Genomic DNA, 17,244 nt, shown 5'->3' with positions numbered 1-17,244 from the left:
CATGGCGCAGATCGAGCTCGACGGCATCAACCGCATCTTCCAGCTCGGCGACAGCCAGGTGCATGCGCTGTGCGACGTGTCGCTGCGCATCGAGGCGGGCGAATACGTCTCGGTGATGGGTCCCTCCGGCTCGGGCAAATCCACGCTGCTGAACCTGCTCGGCCTGCTCGACCGCCCCAACAGCGGCCACTACCGTCTGGAAGGACGCGACGTCACCACGCTGTCCGCCGACGAGCAGGCCGCGGTGCGCAGCGCCCGCATCGGCTTCGTGTTCCAGAGCTTCCACCTGGTGCCGCGGCTCACCGCGGCGGAGAACATCGCCCTGCCCCTGATGCTCGCCGGCATGCCCGCCCACGAGCGCACCCGCCGCGTGGCCCAGGCGCTGAAGGACTTCGGCCTCGAGGCACGGGCCCATCACCGCCCCGAGGAACTGTCCGGTGGCCAGCGTCAGCGTGTCGCAATCGCGCGCGCCACCATCATGCGCCCGGCGATGCTCCTGGCCGACGAACCGACCGGCAACCTCGACCGCGCCACCGGCCAGGAGGTCACCGCCCTGCTCGAGGATCTCAACGCCGCCGGCATGACACTGATCGTGGTCACCCACGACCCGGTCATGGGCGAGCGCGCCCGCCGCCGGGTGCTGATGGAGGACGGCGCCATCCGCCAGGACCTGCGCCGCGGCCCGGAGCCGGCATGAGTCCCGCCGACACGCTGCGCTTCGCCACCCGCGCCGCGCTCGGCTACCCCCTTCGCACTGCACTGATGGTGCTGGCGATGTCGATTGGCGTCGCGGCGGTGGTGATGCTCACCGCGCTCGGCGACGGTGCGCGCCGCTACGTGGTCGAGGAGTTCTCCGCGCTCGGCGCCAACCTGCTGATCGTGCTGCCGGGGCGCACCGAGACCGGCGGCGTCAACCCGGGCAGCTTCGTCAGCAGCACGCCGCGCGACCTCACCAATGACGACGCTGCGGCCCTGCTGCGCCTGCCGCTGGTGCAGCGCGTCGCGCCACTCACCGTGGGCAACTCCGAGATCTCGGTGGGCGGTCGCCTGCGCGAGGTGATGGTGCTGGGCACCACGGCGGACTATCTCGGCATCCGCGGCTTCGGCGTGGCTGGCGGCCAGTTCCTGCCGCGCGAGGACTTCGGCCGCGCCACGGCGGTCGCGGTAATCGGCGAAACGATCCGCGCCGAACTGTTCGGCAACGAGAATGCGATTGGTCGCATGATCCGCCTTGGCGACCGCCGCCTGCGCGTGATCGGCATCATGGGGCCGGCCGGACGCGGGCTGGGCATGAACTCGGACGAACTGGTGCTGGTGCCGGTCGCCACCGCTCAGGCGATGTTCAACACCAACGCCCTGTTCCGCATCATGGTCGAGACCCGCGGCCGCGAGGCGCTAGGGCCGGCCCAACGCCAGGTGGAGGATCTGCTGCGCGCTCGCCGCGACGGCGAGCTCGACTTCACCGTCATCACCCAGGACGCCGTGCTCGGCACCTTCGACCGCATCCTCGGCGCGCTCACGCTGGGGGTCGCCGGCATCGCCGCGATCAGCCTGGCGGTGGCCGGCATCCTGGTCATGAACGTGATGCTGGTCGCGGTCACCCAGCGCACCGGCGAGATCGGCCTGCTGAAGGCGCTCGGCGCCAGCACAGGTGCGATCCGCCTCGCCTTCCTCGCCGAAGCCGGGCTGCTGTCGCTGGCCGGGGCGGTAGCCGGGTTCGCGCTCGGTCACGCCGGCGCATGGGGCATCCGGCTGGCATTCCCCGCCCTGCCAGCCTGGCCGCCGGATTGGGCCGTGGCCGCCGCGGTGGGTACGGCGCTCACCACCGGGCTGCTGTTCGGGGTGATGCCCGCGCGCCGCGCCGCCGCACTGGATCCGGTGCAGGCACTGATGAAGCGGTGAGCGCGATGCGCTGGATCGACTTTCTCCACCTCGCCCTGCGCTCGGTCACCGCGCACCGCATGCGCAGCGGCCTGACGCTCGGGGGGATCGCCGTCGGCATCGCCGCCGTGATCCTGCTGACCTCTATCGGCGAGGGCCTGCATCGTTTCGTGCTGCAGGAATTCGGTCAGTTCGGCACCAACGTCATCGAGATCAATCCCGGCCGCCAGGGCGCCCGTGGCGGCCCGCCCGGCCTGCCGTCCACCGCGCGCGACCTCACTCTCGACGACGTCACCGCCCTGGCCCGCCTGCCGCATGTGCGCCACGTCACCGGCAACGTCAACGGCAACGCCGAGGTGCGCGCCAACGGCCGCGTGCGGCGCACGATGGTGCTGGGCGTCGGTCCCGACATGCACGCGGTGTACGCGATGCGCGTTCGCGTCGGCCAGTTCCTGCCGCCCGACGACAGCAGCAGCCCGCGCGCCTTCGTCGTGCTCGGCCCGAAACTGAAACGTGAGCTTTTCGATGCCGGCAATGCGCTCGGCGAGCGGGTGCAGATCGGCGACGAACGTTATCGGGTCATCGGCATCATGGAGGAGAAGGGCCAGTTCCTCGGCATCGACCTCGACGACACCGCCTTCATCCCCACCGCGCGCGGCCTCGCCCTGTTCAATCGCGACGGGCTGATGGAGATCGGCCTCGACTACGAGGAAAACGTTCCTGCCGCCCGCGTGGTCGAACTCGTCAAGCGCAGCCTCATCGCCCGTCACGGCCGCGAGGACTTCACGATCCGCACCCAGGAAGACATGCTCGCCACGCTCTCGAACATCCTCGACATCCTCACCGCCGCGGTGGGCGCCTTGGGCGGCATCTCCCTGCTGGTGGGCGGCGTCGGCATCGTCACGATCATGACCATCGCCGTGGCCGAGCGCACCAACGAGATCGGCCTGCTGGTGGCGCTCGGCGCGCGCCGCCGAACCATCCTCGGACTTTTCCTGGGCGAGGCGGTAGTGCTGGCTGCCGCGGGCGGCGTGGTCGGCCTGGCGGTGGGAGCAGGCCTTGCGCACCTGCTCGGCCTGATGCTGCCGGACCTGCCCGTGAGCACGCCGTGGAGCTTCGTCGTCGCCGCCGAACTGCTGGCCATATCGATCGGACTCGCGGCCGGAGTGCTGCCCGCACGCCGCGCAGCCCGTCTGGACCCGGTGGAGGCGTTGCGTGCGGAGTGAGCGCCGTCGTCACACCCCGGCCGTCCGCCTGGCACTGGCGACGACGCTGGCGCTAAGCCTGCACGCGCCTGTCGCAAAAGCCGCCCCTGCCCCATGGTACGTATGGCTCAGCAAACTCGACGGCCGCCCGTTCTGCAGCCAGACCGAGCCGGGTCCTGGCTGGGAACGCAGCCGGGGACCCTACCGCGACAGCCAGTGCCGCACGCCCTACGAGGTGCGACCGCGCGCCCCGCTTTCCCGGCCTTCCCCACACGTTGACGCAGGTCAACCTTCGCCCATTTCCTCGGGCACGCCGCGCACCGCCGACTAGATTTAAATCAGTTGGCGTCCGTGAAATCCGTCACGAACATGCAATGAATACACGGAATCGCGGGCTGGTCTGCACCATTGAAGGAGACTGTCATGAGCATCATCGACTCCCCGATCGGGCGTTGCGAAGCCGTTCACGAAATGGTTCTGCTGGACGAGACGCAACAGGAATGCGCGTGCGAACACGGATGTCCACCAGGGTTCGACTGCCCGCTGGCCGGCTACTTTGCCGAAGTCAGCGGACTCAGCGAAGAGGACGCCGAAATGATGAAGCATGCGGGTGAATGCATGAAGATTCGGGAGGAGCGCATTCGCATGGCGGCCTGAGGCCACCTCCCAGCCCGACGTCCAAGCCGACGTCCACTCTGAAGTCCAACTCGCCGCAGCGGCGCCCAGCAAGGCGCACGCTCGGTGAGTTGGGCGCGTTTTCGCGCCAAGTCTGCCTATCCGGAGGCCATGCCGGGAACCTCGCCACCGAACGCCCTGTCCCTTTTCCACCAATACGAACAACGCAGGCCTACACCAACGGCCTGCGCCAGGTAAAAGGGGAGACGACGAACATGCTGTTCAGGGGAGGCGTGCGATGCTGACCAGCATCGGCCTGATCGCCGTGGCGATGCTGCTCGCACCACCGCTCACGCGCTGGCTCGACGAGCGCGCAGCATGGGTGCTCGCGCTCGCGCCGCTGGTCGTGTTCGGCCACTTCCTGTCGCTGACCCCGGAGATCGCGGCAGGCGGCGTAATCCTCGAGCACCACGCCTGGGTGCCTGCGCTCGACGTCACCCTTGCGTTCCGCCTGGACGGACTGTCGCTGCTGTTCGCGCTGCTGATCAGCGGTATCGGCACGCTGATCGTCCTCTACGCCGGCAGCTACCTGTCGGACCACCATCACCTCGGGCGCTTCCACGCCTACCTGCTGGGCTTCATGGCGGCCATGCTGGGCATGGTGCTGGCAGACGACCTCATCGCCATGTTCGTGTTCTGGGAGCTGACGAGCGTCGCTTCCTTCCTGCTCATCGGCTTCCAGCACGACAAGCCGGAATCACGCCGCTCGGCATTGCAGGCGCTGCTGATCACCGGCGGCGGCGGGCTCGCCCTGCTCGCCGGGCTCATCCTCCTCGGCAGTGCGGGCGAGAGCTGGCAGTTCTCCGGCCTGTCGGCCGCTGCCATCGAGGGACACGCGTTGTACCCTGCGATCCTGCTGCTGGTGCTCGCGGGGGCCTTCACCAAGTCGGCGCAGATCCCGTTTCACCTCTGGCTACCCAATGCCATGGCGGCGCCGACCCCGGTGTCGGCCTACCTGCATTCGGCCACCATGGTAAAGGCCGGCGTCTATCTGCTCGCCCGCCTCAACCCGGTGCTCGGCGGCTCGGCCGGCTGGAGCACGATCCTGATCGTCATCGGCGCCGCCACGGCGCTGGTGGGCGCGGTGCTGGCGATCCGCCAGACAGACCTCAAGCGGGTGCTCGCCTACACCACCGTCACCGTGCTGGGCCAGCTGACCATGCTGCTCGGCACCAACACCCGCTACGGCCTGCAGGCCTTCGCAATCTACCTTGTCGCCCATGCGCTCTACAAGGCGGCGCTGTTCATGGCGGTCGGGGCCATCGACCACGCCACCGGCACACGCCAGATCCCGCGCCTGGGCGGCCTGATCCGCTACATGCCGCTCACCGGCTTCGCGGTGGCGCTGGCGGCCTTCTCCAACGCCGGCCTGCCGCCTTTCTTCGGCTTCATTGCCAAGGAGTTCAAGTACGCCGGCCTCATCGAGCTTGGCGTGGTCGGGTGGATCACCACCGCGGTCATGATCCTGACCAACGCGCTGCTGCTCACCGCCGCCGGTCTGGTTTTCGTTCGCGCCTTCCTCGGCCGCGAGGGGCGCTATCCGCGGCACCCGCACGAGGTCAGCCTGCCGATGTGGATCGGACCGATGCTGCTCGCCTTCGGCGGCTTTGTGTTCGGCGCCTTCAACAACATCGCCGAGATCTGGCTGATCGACGCCGCGGTGCAGGCGGTGGCGCGCGACGCGGTGGATGTGAAGCTGTACCTGTGGGGCGGACTCACGCCGGCGGTGGCGGCGAGCCTGTTGACCGTGAGCCTCGGCGTGTTCTTCTACCTGCAGCGCACCCGCGTGCGCCGTCGCCTGTCGCTGTGGCGGGTGCTATGGCGAGTCAGCGGCGACATGATCTGGGACCGCCTGCTCAAGCGCATCTTCGCCTTCGCCACTGGGGTGGCCGACCGTTTCCAGCATGGCTCACTGCGCCAGCACATCAGCCTGCTGGTGCTGGCGATCACGGGTTTCACGCTGGTGGGGGTGGTTTCCGCGCTGGCGGCCGGCGGCGGCATCCGCTGGCCGATTCCCGCCAGCCCGCTGTCGGTCGCGGGCACAGTGGGCTGCGTGCTCGCGGTGGCCGGCGCTGCCGCCGCGGCGGTGATGCGCGGCCGCGTCGCACTGGTCGCCACGCTGGGCGCCAGCGGCCTGGGCCTGGCGCTGTTCTTCCTCGCCGCCAATGCGCCCGATGTCGCCATCACGCAGTTGATGGTGGAGACACTGACCGTGATCTTCCTCGCGCTGGTACTGCGCAAGCTGCCGCCGCTGTCCGGCGTCGGTTCGCGCAACCCGACCGCGAAGCGCTTCCATGCGGTGGTGGCAATCGCGCTCGGTGCCATCGTCACCGCGCTGTTGCTGGTGTCGCTCAGCGAACCCTTGCCCGGCAACATCGCGCGCTGGTACCTCGACAACAGCCTGCCGGGCGGACACGGCGCCAACGTGGTCAACGTGATCCTGGTCGACTTCCGTGCGCTCGACACCCTGGGCGAGATCCTCGTAGTCGCATTGGCGGGGCTCGCCGCCGCATCGCTGCTGGGCGCGAGCAGGAAGCGGCAGCCGGGTACCGCCCACCCGCCGCACGGACAAGGCAATCCGGAGTTCGGCTCGGTGCTGTTGCGCCAGGGCATGAAACCGCTGTCGGCGCTGCTGCTGCTGATGTCGCTGGTGCTCCTGTGGCGCGGCCACAACCTGCCTGGCGGGGGCTTCATCGGCGGACTGGTCGCCGCCTGTGCGGTCGTCCTGCTGGCACTGGGCGACGGCGTCGAGCGCGCACGGAGGATGCTGCGCGTGCCGCCCGCCATCATCGCGGCGACTGGCCTGGCGCTGGCCGCCGGTGCCGGGGTGATCGGGCTCGCGCGCGGCGAAGCCTTCCTGACCGGCAGCTGGATCTTCCCGGGGGGCCTGCCGCTGGGCTCGCCGCTGCTGTTCGATGTCGGCGTGTTCCTGACCGTGCTCGGCGCCGTGCTGCACATGCTGCTGCGCCTGCTCGAGCGCGAGCAGGCCGGCGATGGACCCCACGAAGCCGCCGCAAGCCGGCCGACAGAGGGCTGACATGGAAATCGTCGCATCGGTCACCGCCGGCCTCCTCGTCGCCATCGGCATCTGGATGCTGCTCGACCGCAGCCTGCTGCGCGTGGTGCTGGGCGTGGTGGTGCTGGGCAATGGCGTCAACCTCGCGGTGCTGCTGGGCGGACGCCTGGACGGCAGCGTCGCGGCCTTTGCCGACAGCGCTGACCTGGCCGCAGCCGTCAATCCGCTGCCGCAGGCGCTGGTGCTGACCGCGATCGTGATCGGCTTTGCGCTGTTCGTGTTCGCGCTGGCGGTGCTCAAGCGCAGCTGGGAACTGCACGGCAACATCGAGACCGACCGGATCACCGCGGTAGCCGAGGAACCAGCGCCCGACCTGCCGGCCGAGCCCGTTCCGGCAGCGCCCATTGCGGGGCAACGGGAGGTGCGCGGATGAAGGCCTTGCTCGTCTCGCCGCTGCTGATCCCACTGGCCACGCTGGTGTTGTGCCTGCTCGCACGGCGCTCGCCGCGACTGGTCGGCGCGCTCAGCCTGGTCGGCAGTGCTGCGCTGACCTCGGCCGGGCTGGCACTGGTCGGCCTCGCCGCCGGCGGCGAGATCCTCGCCGGCCAGGCTGGCGGCTGGGCTGCGCCCTACGGCATCACGCTGGTCATCGACCGCCTGTCGGCGGTGATGGTCGCCATCACCGGCATCGTCGGCCTGGCGACGGTGCTCGTCGCGCTGGCGCGGGACACCGACGCGGCGCGCGGGCGCGATTTCCATCCCTTGCTGCACGGCCTGCTGGTCGGCGTGTGCGGCGCCTTCATCACCGGCGACGTCTTCAACCTCTACGTGTGGTTCGAGGTGCTGCTGGTCGGCTCCTTCGCACTGATCGTGCTCGGCGGCGGCCGTCGGCGCCTGTCGGGCACCGTGGTGTACGTCGTGCTGAACCTGGTTGCGACGATGATGTTCCTGCTGGCGGCCGGCCTGCTCTATGGCGCCAGCGGCAGCCTGAACATGGCCGAACTCGCGCACCTGTTCGCCTCCGGCGAGGTGCCGGCCACCGCCAATGCCGCGGTCGGGCTGATGCTGGTCGCGTTCTCGATCAAGGCCGCGCTGTTCCCGGTGTTCGGCTGGCTGCCGGCCTCCTATCACCTCGCCTGGACGCCAATCTCGGCGCTGTTCGCCGGCCTGCTGACCAAGGTCGGCGTGTATGCGCTGATCCGGCTCGTGACGCTGCTGTGGCCCGACTCCGGCATCGCCCACGAGGTGCTGCTGTGGGTCGCGTGCGCGACCATGCTGATCGGCGTGCTCGGCGCGGCGGCGCAGACCGAGGTGCGCCGCATCCTGTCCTTCCACATCGTCAGCCAGGTCGGCTACATGATCCTCGGCCTCGCGCTCGCCACGCCGCTGGCGCTGGCCGGTGCGGTGTTCTACCTGATCCACCACATCGTGGTGAAGGCCAACCTGTTCTTCATCGGTGGCATCGCGGCGCGCCTGACCGGCGCCGAGCGCCTGGCCGCCATGGGCGGCCTCTACGCACACGCGCCCTGGCTGGCGATCCTGTTCGCGATACCGGCGCTGTCGCTCGCCGGCATTCCGCCGCTGTCGGGTTTCTGGGCCAAGTTCGTGCTGGTGAAGGCCAGCCTCGACGCGAGCGCCTGGATTGCCGCCACCGTGGCGCTGCTCACCGGGATCTTCACCCTGCTGTCGATGAGCAAGATCTGGAACGAGGCCTTCCTGAAACCCCACCCCGGGGGCGAGGGCGCGCTGCGCCGCGTGGCGGGCCTGCGGCCGGCCCTGTGGGCGATTTCGGCACTGGCGGCGATGACCGTGGCGATCGGCCTGCTGGCCGGCCCCGTGATGGACTACGCCAGTGCCGCCGCCGAGCAGCTGGCCGCGCCGCAGGGCTATATCGACGCCGTGCTGGGCACGCCGGCCCGTTAGCGGAGGACGCCATGCTCGGACTTCACATCCTCGTCGCCATCGGCCTCGCCGCCTTCGCCAAGACGCTGACCCCGCTCGGCGTGCTGGCGGCGTTCGTGCTCGTCCATGTCGCCCTGCGGCTCAGTGCGGACCTGCTCGGCCTGCGCCGCTACGTGCGCAGGCTGGAGCTGGGGGTGAGCTTCGCCGCGTGGTTCGTGCTCGAAGTGATCAAGGCGAGCCTGGACGTGGCGCGCATCGTGCTCGCGCCGCGCGTCGATCCACAACCCGCCGTGGTCGCGCTGCAGCTGCGCGAGCCTGACGAACGCGTCGCCACCCTGCTCGGCTGCCTGCTGACGCTGACGCCGGGCACGCTGGCGCTCGACTACGCAGCCGACAGCGGCACGATGTACATCCACGCGATCGATGCACGCGATGCCGACGACGTCCGTGATGGCGTGCGCGAGATCGAGGCCCGCCTGCTCGCCTGGCTGCACGCGGGCGACCCGGCCGCTGCGCGAGCAGGAGGAGATGAAGCATGAATGTCGAGTTCGCCGGCGCCGGCTGGGTGTTGCCGCTGGTCTTCGCGCTGCAGGCGCTGTCGGCGGTACTGATCGTGATCCGCCTGGTGCGCGGGCCGCGCGCCACCGACCGCGTGGTGGCCATCGACGCGCTGACCTTGCTTGGCATTGGCGTTGTCGCGCTGATCGCGCTCGCCACCGCGCAGCCGATGCTGCTCGACGCCGCAGTGGTACTGGCGCTGGTGTCCTTCCTCGGCACGGCTGCCTACATGCTGATGTTCCGCCGCCACGGCCGCACGCCGGAGACGGCGGGACGCGACGACGGCGGGGAGAGCGCATCGTGAGCGCCGGCGTGCTGCCCTGGCTGGCGTCCGCGCTATTGCTGGCTGGCGCGCTGATCGGGCTGGTCGGCGCGATCGGCGTGCTACGCCTGCCCGACAGCTACACGCGCATGCATGCCGCGAGCAAGGCCGGTGCGCTCGGCGCCGTGCTAGTGCTGGCCGGCGTCGCCGCGGCGAGCGAAGGCGCGGTGTCGCTGGAGGCACTGTTCGCGATCGCGGTGCTGTTGGCGACCACGCCGCTGGCTGCGCACGCGGTGTCGCGCGCAGCCTATCGTGCGGGCATCCTGCCACGCACCGGGCCGCTGGGCGACGCCATGGCGCAGGACAGCGATCAGAAGGATTCGTCCTCGCGCAGGTAGCGCCACTCGCCGAGCGGCAGGTCGCCCAGCTTGACCTTGCCGATACGCACCCGCTTGAGGCCCACCACCTTCAGGCCGACGAGTTCGCACATGCGCCGGATCTGGCGCTTGCGCCCTTCGCGCAACTCGAAGCGCAGCTGGTCGTCGTTGATCCATTCGACCTTCGCCGGGCGCAGCTTCACGCCGTCGAGCTCGAGACCGTGGTTGAGCAAGGCCAGGCCTTCGGGCTGCAGCCTGCCTTCGACACGCACCAGGTATTCCTTGTCCACCTTGGAGTCATCACCGATCAGCTGGCGTGCGATGCGGCCGTCCTGCGTCAGCACCAGCAGGCCAGTGGAGTCGATGTCGAGCCGCCCTGCCGGCGCCAGGTTCTTGAGCTGGCTCGGGTGGAAGCGCTGCGCGGTGTCGCGGTCGAACTGGTTTCCGGCACCGATCAGGCTCACCGCCGGCGCATAGCCCGGTTCGGGCTGGCCGGAAACGTAACCGACCGGCTTGTGCAGCAGGATGGTGACGCGCTGGCGCTGCGTACGGGTGGCCTCGGGCGCCAGGTTGATGCGGGCCTCGGGGTCGATGCGGATGCCGAGCTCGGACACGCGCTTGCCGTCGACGAACACCCAGCCACGCTCGATGAATTCGTCCGCCTCCCGGCGCGAGCAGATGCCGCGTTCGGCCATCACCTTGGACAGGCGCACGCCTTCCGGGGCCGGGGCAACACTGTCCGCCGCAGACCGCGCCGGCGTGTCCTGTGCTGGTCGCCGCGCTGCAGCCGGTGCAGCCGGTGCGGGCGTGGGTTTACGGGCCGGCCGCTGCGGCTCGGTACGCGGAGCGCGTCCGGCGGAGGGTGACGCGGTTGCCGAAGGCTTGGGCCGGGCGCCAGACGCCGGGCGTGCGGGCCGACCTGCATCGGCGGGCTGCGCTGGCCTCGTCGGCCGGGCAGCCGGTTTGCCCGCCGGCTTCTGGCCCGCCTTGGCAGCGGGTCGGGCAGCCAGTTCGGGCGCCTGCTCGCCTGCGTCCGGCGCCACGGCCTCGTCCTCGGACTTGCGCGACCGGAGTCGAAGTGTTCCGCTGACGCGCTGCGGCGCCGGAGTGGGAGGCTTTCTGCGAACGGTGTTCAAGGCAATATCCGGTGAGATCAGACGCGCATTATCGCCCATTCTCACTCACTCCCAACGCCCTGCGCCGCCCTCAGTGATGCGCCGCCTTGTGGTCGTCGCCTTCGCCCTCCTCCTCCGTGACCGGCAGCCCATCGAAGGTGCTCCAGCCTTGCGGACGGCCGGTGGGCGGCAACTGATCGCGCAACTCGGCATGCTCGTGCAGATGCGCCTTGGCGATGAAATGGGCACTGATCGGCGCGGTCAGGAACAGAAAGGCGGTGATCAGCACCTCGTGAATCGTCAGCGAGTCCTCGAACACGGCGAAGAACAGCATCGACGCCGCCAGCGCACCACCCACGCCCAGCGTGGTCGCCTTGGTCGGTGCGTGAAGCCGGGTCAGCAGGTCAGGCAGCTTGATCAGGCCGACCGAGCCTACCAGCGAGAAGAAACCGCCCAGCACGATGAGGACGGACACGATCAGTTCGAACACGAAATCCATACTGTCCCCGCTCACTCGATGACGTCGCCGCGCAGGATGAAGCGGCAGTAGGCAACGGTGGAAATGAAGCCGAACATCGCGAACAGCAGCGCGCCTTCGAAGAAGATCGTGGTGCGCTGCTGGATGCCGAACAGGATGATCAGCGCGATGGCGTTGATCACCATGGTATCGACCGCGAGCACCCGATCCATCAGCGAAGGGCCGCGCAGCAGTCGCCAAAGATTGAGCAGCAGCGCAAGCGAGACCGCACAGAATCCGAACGTCAGTGCATATTCGATCACGGGAAGATCTCCTTCAGGCGGGCCTCGTAGCGTTCCTTCATCTGCCGCACGGCCTCTTCGACATCCGGCGCGTCGAGGCAGTGCACCAGCAGGCTGTGGCCATCGGCCGACAGATCGCAGGAGACGGTGCCGGGCGTCATCGTGATGGTGCCTGCCAGCACGGTGATCGCCTCGGGCGAACGGAGCTCGATCGGCAACGTGACCCAGCGCACCTGGAGCTGGTCCGCGCGGCGGAAAAGGATCAGCCGGGTGACATGCAGGTTGGCAACCACCACGTCCCACAACACCAGCCCCATGTAGGCGAGCGCCTTGCCATAAGCCTGGATTGGCGGCCGTTCAGGCCAGAAATTGCTCGTGACACGCGGAATCACGATGCCCAGCAGGGCACCCATCACGAAGCCACCGACGCTGAACGCATTCAGCAGCAGCATCCAGAGCATGATCAGCACCACCGTCAGCAGCGGATGTGGCAGCCAGCGCTGCATGAACGTGCGCTTGTCGAGCACTTCAGTTTTGCTCCCCATCAGCGGACCTCCTGCAGCGTGCCCATCACGGCCTCGATGTAACCCGCCGGTGCGAAGAGCTGCACAGCCGCACCCTCCAGCCAGGCATGCGCAGGCCCGGCGAACACGGTCAGCGCCACCAGGCATGCCAGCAGCGCACCGACCGCAACGAAGGGCGCCGCGGCGGGCCGATGCCCGGACGCCGGCGCCGGTGGCAGCGCATGGCTCTTCCAGAACACCAGGCTGCCACCGCGCGAGAAACCGACGATCGCGATCAGCGAGGTCGACAGGATCAGCGTCCAGAACCAGGCCGCATGCGCCGAATCCCGCACGCCATCGAGGATCAGCAGCTTGCCGATGAAGCCGGACAGTGGCGGCATGCCAGTGACGCCGATCGCGGCGACAAAGAACATCGCGGTGATCAGCCCGCCCTGTGCGAAGCGCGGCGCCAGGACGAAGCGGTCGCGCTGCACGCCACGGCGCTCGGCGACGAGGTCGGCGATCAGGAACAGCGCCCCCGCGGCGAAGGTGGAATGGACCAGGTAGTACAGGGCGGCGCCGATCGCCTGCTGGGTGAACACCGACACGGTGGCGAGCAGCATACCCATCGAGCCGATCACGGCAAAGCTCGCCATCTGCCCCAGGCTGCGCGCGGCCAGCACGCCGGTCATGCCCAGCACCAGCGTCACGAGGCTCGCCGGCAGCAGCCAGGGCGCTGCCAGCCAGGCAGCCTCGCCGGCATCCGCGCCGAATGCAAGCATATACATGCGGATGATCGAGTACGCCCCCACCTTGGTCATGATCGCGAACAGCGCGGCGACCGGGCCCGGCGCATTGGCGTAGGTGCCTGGCAGCCAGAAATGCAGCGGCACCAGCGCGGCCTTCACCGCAAACACCAGCAGCAGGAGTACCGCCCCGGTTTGCAGCAAAGCCTGGTCGCCGGCCGGCACCTGCGGCACCTTCAGCGCCAGGTCGGCCATGTTGAGCGTACCGGTGACGCTGTAGATGAGACCCACCGCAATGAGGAACACCGAGGAGCCGACGAGGTTGGTCACCACGTACTGCACGCCGGCCTTCACGCGCAGCCCGCCTCCCCCATGCACCATCAGGCCGTAGGACGCGATCAGCAGGATCTCGAAGAACACGAACAGGTTGAAGAAGTCGCCGGTCAGGAAGGCACCGTTGATACCCATCAGCTGGAACTGGAACAGCGGGTGGAAATGCTTGCCACGCATGTCCCAGCCACCGACAGCATAGAGCAGCACGCCGAGGCCGAGCACCGCATTGAGCAACAGCATCAGCGCGGCTAGGCGGTCGAGTACCAGCACGATGCCGAACGGCGCAGGCCACGCCCCGAGCGCGTAGGTACGCACGCTGTCGTCGCTCGCGATCACGAACAGCGCAATCGCCACGCCCAGCAGCAGTACGGCCGAAGCCAGCGAGAAGGCGCGTGCGAGCACCTTGTCGTAGCGTGCCGCCATCACCAGCAGTGCACCGACCACGGCCGGCAGCAGGATGGGCAGGATCAACGTATGGTTCATGCCCGCTCTCCCCCGCTGCCGAAGACCGACTGCGGCACCGGAGCCTGCTTGCGGCCACGCAGCTTCCAGTCGTCCTCGCTCGCCTCGGGCGAGGCATCGCCAGGGAGGTCGACGTGGTCGTTGCCCGTCTCCAGATAGGCACGCAACGCCATCACGACCACCACCGCAGTCATGCCGAAGGAGATCACGATGGCGGTCAGCACCAGCGCCTGGGGCAAGGGGTCGACGTAGGCGCCGGCTGTGGCACCGATCACCGGCGGCTGGTTGACCGCGAGCCGCCCGGTGGCGAACAGGAACAGGTTGGTGGCATAGGTCAGCAGTGACAGGCCGATCACCACCGGGAAGGTGCGCGCACGCAGCACCATGTAGATGCCAGCTGCGGTCATGACGCCAATCGCACTGGCGACGAGAAACTCCATCAGTTGTGCTCCTTTGCACCGGCGGCGCTGGGGTCGACGTCCATCGCGGTCTGGTTGATCGGCAGATGCGCCGTACGGCGCCCCATGCGCGACAGGTTGGCCAGGGCCAGCATCACGGCACCGACGACGGTGAGGAACACGCCGGTGTCGAAGGCCATCGCGCTGGCGATCTCGAATTCACCGATCAGCGGCAGGTGAACATGGGTGAAGGTCGAGGTCAGGAAGGGATGCTCCATCACCATCGCGCCGATACCGGTCGCTGCGGCAAGGAGCACGCCCGCGCCGATCATCGCGTGGTAGTTAACCCGCACGCGCTGCGCGGCCCAGCCGAAGCCACTCGCCATGTACTGCATGATCAGCGCGATCGACACGACCAGCGCCGCGATGAAGCCGCCGCCCGGCTGGTTGTGCCCGCGCAGGAAGATGTAGGCACCCACCAGCATCGCCAGCGGCAGCATCACGCGCGTGGCGACGACCATGATCATCGGGTGGCGATCCACGGACTGCGGCAGGTCGGGCGTCCAGGTACTCAATCGGCGACCGACGCGGCCGAACAGCGAGCCGTCGAGCAAGGCGTAGATCGCGAGCGCGGCGATGCCCAGCACGGTGATCTCGCCAAAGGTATCGAAGCCGCGGAAGTCCACCAGGATGACGTTGACCACGTTGGTGCCACCGCCCTCGGACACGGAGTTCTCGAGGTAGTAGCGCGACAGCGAGGTGCCGTCGCGCGTCAGCATCGCCCAGCTCGCGCCCGCCATGCCCAGACCCGCCACGATCGCCAGTACGGCATCGCGCAGGTGGCGCATCGGGTCGGCCTTTACACTGGAGCTGTGCGGCCCCTGCTTGGGCAGGAAGTACAGCGCAAGCAGGATCAGGATGACGGTGGTCACCTCGACCGAGATCTGGGTCAGCGCCAGGTCGGGTGCCGACAGGTAGATGAAGGCGACGCAGACGATCAGACCGACGGTGCCGGCGACCAACACCGCCAGCAGGCGCCTGCGGAACAGGAAGACTGTCAGCCCACAACCGCCGACCAGCAGCAGCCAGGCCACGATCGCCACCGGTTCAGCCGGCAGCAGCGCACGCGTGCCCGGTGCATGCGAGGTGCCGAAGAACGCGACGAAGCCCGCCGTCGTGACGGCCGTGATGGCGAACGCGAGGTAGCGCTGCAGCGAGCCGTTATGCAGACCATGGGTGATGCGCTGTGCGAGCGCCACGAACGCTGCGATCACCGCCTCGAACATCGCCTTCGCCTCCGGGTGCGGACCCGCCGCCCACGCGGCGCGCACCCGCGGGTAGCAGCGCAACAGCGTCAGACCCACCGCCACCGCCACCACGCTGAGCCCCAACGCCGGCGTGATGCCGTGCCACAGCGCCAGGTGGTAGTCCATCATCTGGCCGCCGGTCACCGCCCGCGACACGATCGCCACAAGCGGACCGGCCACGGCATCGGGGAACAGCCCGATCAGCACCACCAGCACGACCAGCAACGCGGGCGGCAGCCACATGCCGGCGGGTGGATCGTGCGGCTTGACCGAAAGCGTGCCACGCGTGCGGCCGAAGAAGACATGCACGATGTAGCGGAAGGAATACGCCACCGAGAAGCAGGCCGCCAGCGTCGCAAGCGCGGCGATCACCCAGCCCGAGCCGAGCCACTCCGCCGAGACCGCCTCGTGCAGCATCATTTCCTTGGAAATGAAGCCGTTGAGGGGCGGCAGGCCCGCCATCGAGGCCGCCGCCACCATTGCCAGCGTGGCGGTGATCGGCATCACGTGCAGCAGGCCGCCCAGGTGCGGGATGTGGCGCGTGCCGGTCTCGTGGTCGACGATGCCCGCGTTCATGAACAGCGCGGCCTTGAAGGTGGCGTGGTTGAGGATGTGGAACACCGCCGCGACCGCCGCCAGCGGCGTGCCGAAGCCGAGCAGCATCGTCACCAGGCCGAGGTGGCTCACGGTGGAGAAGGCCAGCAGGCCCTTCAGGTCGTCCTTGAACAATGCGATCACCGCGCCCGACAGCATCGTCACCAGACCGGTGGTGGCGACGATGTAGAACCACTCCGGCGTGCCGGCCAGCACCGGCCACATGCGCGCCATCAGGAAGATGCCCGCCTTCACCATCGTCGCCGAGTGCAGGTAGGCCGACACCGGCGTCGGCGCCGCCATCGCATGCGGCAGCCAGAAATGGAAGGGGAACTGCGCGCTCTTGGTGAAGCAGCCCGCCAGGATCAGCAGCAGGGCCGGCAGGTACAGCGGCGACGCCTGGATCGCCTCGCGCGCCAGCAGGATGTCCGACAGGTTGTACGAGCCGGCGATCTCGCCCAGCAGCAGCATGCCCGCGATCATCGCCAGGCCGCCGGCGCCGGTCACGGTCAGCGCCATGCGCGCACCCTGGCGGCCTTCGGGCAGGTGCTTCCAGTAACCGATAAGCAGGAAGGACGACAGGCTGGTCAGTTCCCAGAACACCAGCAGCAGCAGGACGTTGTCCGACAGCACGATGCCCACCATCGCGCCCTGGAAGAGCAGCAGGTAGGTGTAGAAGCTGCCCATTGGGTCGTCTTTCGACAGGTAGAAGCGGGCATAGGTGATGATCAGCAGGCCGATACCCAGGATCAGCCCGGCGAAGAAGAAGCCCAGGCCGTCGAGGAAGAAGCTGGCATTGAGGCCGAGGCCGGGCAACCAGTCCCAGCTGACGCGAACCACCTCGCCGTCGAACACGGCCGGCGCATGCGACATCAGCAGCGCGAAGGCGAGCAGCGAGAACGTGAAGGTGGTCGTCGCGCACGCCGTGCGCCCGGCACGGATCATCAGCGCCGGGAACAGGGCGCCGAGGAAAGGCAACAGCACGATCAACAGAAGACTCATCGGAGACTCCGGGCCAGCCCGCGAGCCCCGCGCTGGGGAAACCTCATCGCAGGCTCCTATCAAGAAAAAATGCCCGGACCGGGTCCGGGCTGGGTGTGTTGCCGCCAAAGTATAAGGCTGCGGCGCGCCTTCACGAAACGGCACTCCAT

At 68.7% G+C, this 17,244-nt stretch carries 17 protein-coding genes; 10 read left to right on the top strand and 7 right to left on the bottom strand.

The window, feature by feature from the left end; all coding sequences use genetic code 11:
• The first annotated feature begins 1 nt into the window (after position 1).
• The 10 genes from CGK74_RS09360 (at position 2) to mnhG (ending at position 9,897) form a co-directional block, all read left to right on the top strand.
• Positions 2 to 697, top strand: a complete 696-nt coding sequence (locus tag CGK74_RS09360; RefSeq protein WP_094268224.1) for an ABC transporter ATP-binding protein — start codon at positions 2 to 4, stop codon at positions 695 to 697.
• Positions 694 to 1,902 carry an ABC transporter permease gene (locus CGK74_RS09355; protein ID WP_094268223.1) on the top strand — a complete coding sequence of 403 codons (1,209 nt, stop codon included), beginning with the start codon at positions 694 to 696 and terminating at the stop codon, positions 1,900 to 1,902. The genes CGK74_RS09360 and CGK74_RS09355 overlap by 4 nt, the downstream gene beginning before the upstream one ends.
• Positions 1,903 to 1,907: 5 nt before the next feature.
• A complete protein-coding gene (locus CGK74_RS09350) occupies positions 1,908 to 3,107 on the top strand; it encodes an ABC transporter permease (protein ID WP_094268222.1) in 1,200 nt (399 codons plus the stop codon).
• 402 nt (positions 3,108 to 3,509) lie between these two features.
• Positions 3,510 to 3,743: a hypothetical protein gene (locus CGK74_RS09340; RefSeq protein WP_094268221.1), complete on the top strand. Its 234-nt coding sequence runs from the start codon at positions 3,510 to 3,512 to the stop codon at positions 3,741 to 3,743.
• Between the two features lie 256 nt (positions 3,744 to 3,999).
• A complete protein-coding gene (mbhE, locus tag CGK74_RS09335) occupies positions 4,000 to 6,798 on the top strand; it encodes a hydrogen gas-evolving membrane-bound hydrogenase subunit E (protein ID WP_094268220.1) in 2,799 nt (932 codons plus the stop codon).
• A gap of 1 nt (position 6,799) precedes the next feature.
• Positions 6,800 to 7,210, top strand: a complete 411-nt coding sequence (locus CGK74_RS09330) for a sodium:proton antiporter (RefSeq protein WP_094268219.1) — start codon at positions 6,800 to 6,802, stop codon at positions 7,208 to 7,210.
• Entirely contained in the window at positions 7,207 to 8,700 is a 1,494-nt protein-coding gene (locus CGK74_RS09325) for a proton-conducting transporter transmembrane domain-containing protein (protein ID WP_094268218.1), read from the top strand. The genes CGK74_RS09330 and CGK74_RS09325 overlap by 4 nt, the downstream gene beginning before the upstream one ends.
• Positions 8,701 to 8,711: 11 nt before the next feature.
• Complete coding sequence (locus CGK74_RS09320; RefSeq protein ID WP_094268217.1) at positions 8,712 to 9,218, top strand: Na+/H+ antiporter subunit E; 507 nt, start codon at positions 8,712 to 8,714, stop codon at positions 9,216 to 9,218.
• On the top strand, positions 9,215 to 9,541 hold the full coding sequence (locus CGK74_RS09315; RefSeq protein WP_094268216.1) for an MrpF/PhaF family protein: 327 nt from the start codon (positions 9,215 to 9,217) through the stop codon (positions 9,539 to 9,541). Before CGK74_RS09320 ends, CGK74_RS09315 begins: the two co-directional genes overlap by 4 nt.
• Positions 9,538 to 9,897 (top strand): monovalent cation/H(+) antiporter subunit G, encoded by a 360-nt coding sequence (gene mnhG / locus CGK74_RS09310; protein WP_094268215.1) that lies wholly within the window; start codon positions 9,538 to 9,540, stop codon positions 9,895 to 9,897. Before CGK74_RS09315 ends, mnhG begins: the two co-directional genes overlap by 4 nt.
• On the opposite strand, the gene CGK74_RS19185 is transcribed toward mnhG, so the two are convergent.
• From CGK74_RS19185 to CGK74_RS09275, 7 genes are all read right to left on the bottom strand, one after another.
• Positions 9,870 to 10,589 carry a pseudouridine synthase gene (locus CGK74_RS19185; protein ID WP_240498679.1) on the bottom strand — a complete coding sequence of 240 codons (720 nt, stop codon included), beginning with the start codon at positions 10,587 to 10,589 and terminating at the stop codon, positions 9,870 to 9,872. The two genes, mnhG and CGK74_RS19185, sit on opposite strands and share 28 nt — an antisense overlap.
• Positions 10,590 to 11,082: 493 nt before the next feature.
• Positions 11,083 to 11,505 (bottom strand): Na+/H+ antiporter subunit G, encoded by a 423-nt coding sequence (locus CGK74_RS09300; protein ID WP_240498678.1) that lies wholly within the window; start codon positions 11,503 to 11,505, stop codon positions 11,083 to 11,085.
• Entirely contained in the window at positions 11,502 to 11,771 is a 270-nt protein-coding gene (locus tag CGK74_RS09295; protein WP_094268213.1) for a K+/H+ antiporter subunit F, read from the bottom strand. The genes CGK74_RS09300 and CGK74_RS09295 overlap by 4 nt, the downstream gene beginning before the upstream one ends.
• Complete coding sequence (locus CGK74_RS09290; RefSeq protein ID WP_094268212.1) at positions 11,768 to 12,295, bottom strand: Na+/H+ antiporter subunit E; 528 nt, start codon at positions 12,293 to 12,295, stop codon at positions 11,768 to 11,770. The genes CGK74_RS09295 and CGK74_RS09290 overlap by 4 nt, the downstream gene beginning before the upstream one ends.
• Positions 12,295 to 13,815 carry a monovalent cation/H+ antiporter subunit D gene (locus CGK74_RS09285; protein WP_094268211.1) on the bottom strand — a complete coding sequence of 507 codons (1,521 nt, stop codon included), beginning with the start codon at positions 13,813 to 13,815 and terminating at the stop codon, positions 12,295 to 12,297. Before CGK74_RS09285 ends, CGK74_RS09290 begins: the two co-directional genes overlap by 1 nt.
• Entirely contained in the window at positions 13,812 to 14,234 is a 423-nt protein-coding gene (locus CGK74_RS09280; protein ID WP_094268210.1) for a Na+/H+ antiporter subunit C, read from the bottom strand. The genes CGK74_RS09285 and CGK74_RS09280 overlap by 4 nt, the downstream gene beginning before the upstream one ends.
• Positions 14,234 to 17,095 (bottom strand): monovalent cation/H+ antiporter subunit A, encoded by a 2,862-nt coding sequence (locus CGK74_RS09275; protein ID WP_094268209.1) that lies wholly within the window; start codon positions 17,093 to 17,095, stop codon positions 14,234 to 14,236. Before CGK74_RS09275 ends, CGK74_RS09280 begins: the two co-directional genes overlap by 1 nt.
• Positions 17,096 to 17,244 lie beyond the last annotated feature (149 nt).

Source organism: Thauera propionica, from assembly GCF_002245655.1.
GTDB classification, from domain to species: domain Bacteria; phylum Pseudomonadota; class Gammaproteobacteria; order Burkholderiales; family Rhodocyclaceae; genus Thauera; species Thauera propionica.
The sequence above is the reverse complement of the archived record's forward strand: the minus strand, read 5'-3'. Positions and strand labels throughout refer to the sequence as shown.

What these genes read in the sequence shown, in the direction of transcription:
- CGK74_RS09360 (WP_094268224.1), top strand. Translation starts at nt 2, where the DNA reads ATGGCGCAGATCGAGCTCGACGGCATCAACCGCATCTTCCAGCTCGGC.
- CGK74_RS09355 (WP_094268223.1), top strand. Translation starts at nt 694, where the DNA reads ATGAGTCCCGCCGACACGCTGCGCTTCGCCACCCGCGCCGCGCTCGGC.
- CGK74_RS09350 (WP_094268222.1), top strand. Translation starts at nt 1,908, where the DNA reads ATGCGCTGGATCGACTTTCTCCACCTCGCCCTGCGCTCGGTCACCGCG.
- CGK74_RS09340 (WP_094268221.1), top strand. Translation starts at nt 3,510, where the DNA reads ATGAGCATCATCGACTCCCCGATCGGGCGTTGCGAAGCCGTTCACGAA.
- mbhE (WP_094268220.1), top strand. Translation starts at nt 4,000, where the DNA reads ATGCTGACCAGCATCGGCCTGATCGCCGTGGCGATGCTGCTCGCACCA.
- CGK74_RS09330 (WP_094268219.1), top strand. Translation starts at nt 6,800, where the DNA reads ATGGAAATCGTCGCATCGGTCACCGCCGGCCTCCTCGTCGCCATCGGC.
- CGK74_RS09325 (WP_094268218.1), top strand. Translation starts at nt 7,207, where the DNA reads ATGAAGGCCTTGCTCGTCTCGCCGCTGCTGATCCCACTGGCCACGCTG.
- CGK74_RS09320 (WP_094268217.1), top strand. Translation starts at nt 8,712, where the DNA reads ATGCTCGGACTTCACATCCTCGTCGCCATCGGCCTCGCCGCCTTCGCC.
- CGK74_RS09315 (WP_094268216.1), top strand. Translation starts at nt 9,215, where the DNA reads ATGAATGTCGAGTTCGCCGGCGCCGGCTGGGTGTTGCCGCTGGTCTTC.
- CGK74_RS09290 (WP_094268212.1), bottom strand. Translation starts at nt 12,295, where the DNA reads ATGGGGAGCAAAACTGAAGTGCTCGACAAGCGCACGTTCATGCAGCGC.
- CGK74_RS09285 (WP_094268211.1), bottom strand. Translation starts at nt 13,815, where the DNA reads ATGAACCATACGTTGATCCTGCCCATCCTGCTGCCGGCCGTGGTCGGT.
- CGK74_RS09280 (WP_094268210.1), bottom strand. Translation starts at nt 14,234, where the DNA reads ATGGAGTTTCTCGTCGCCAGTGCGATTGGCGTCATGACCGCAGCTGGC.
- CGK74_RS09275 (WP_094268209.1), bottom strand. Translation starts at nt 17,095, where the DNA reads ATGAGTCTTCTGTTGATCGTGCTGTTGCCTTTCCTCGGCGCCCTGTTC.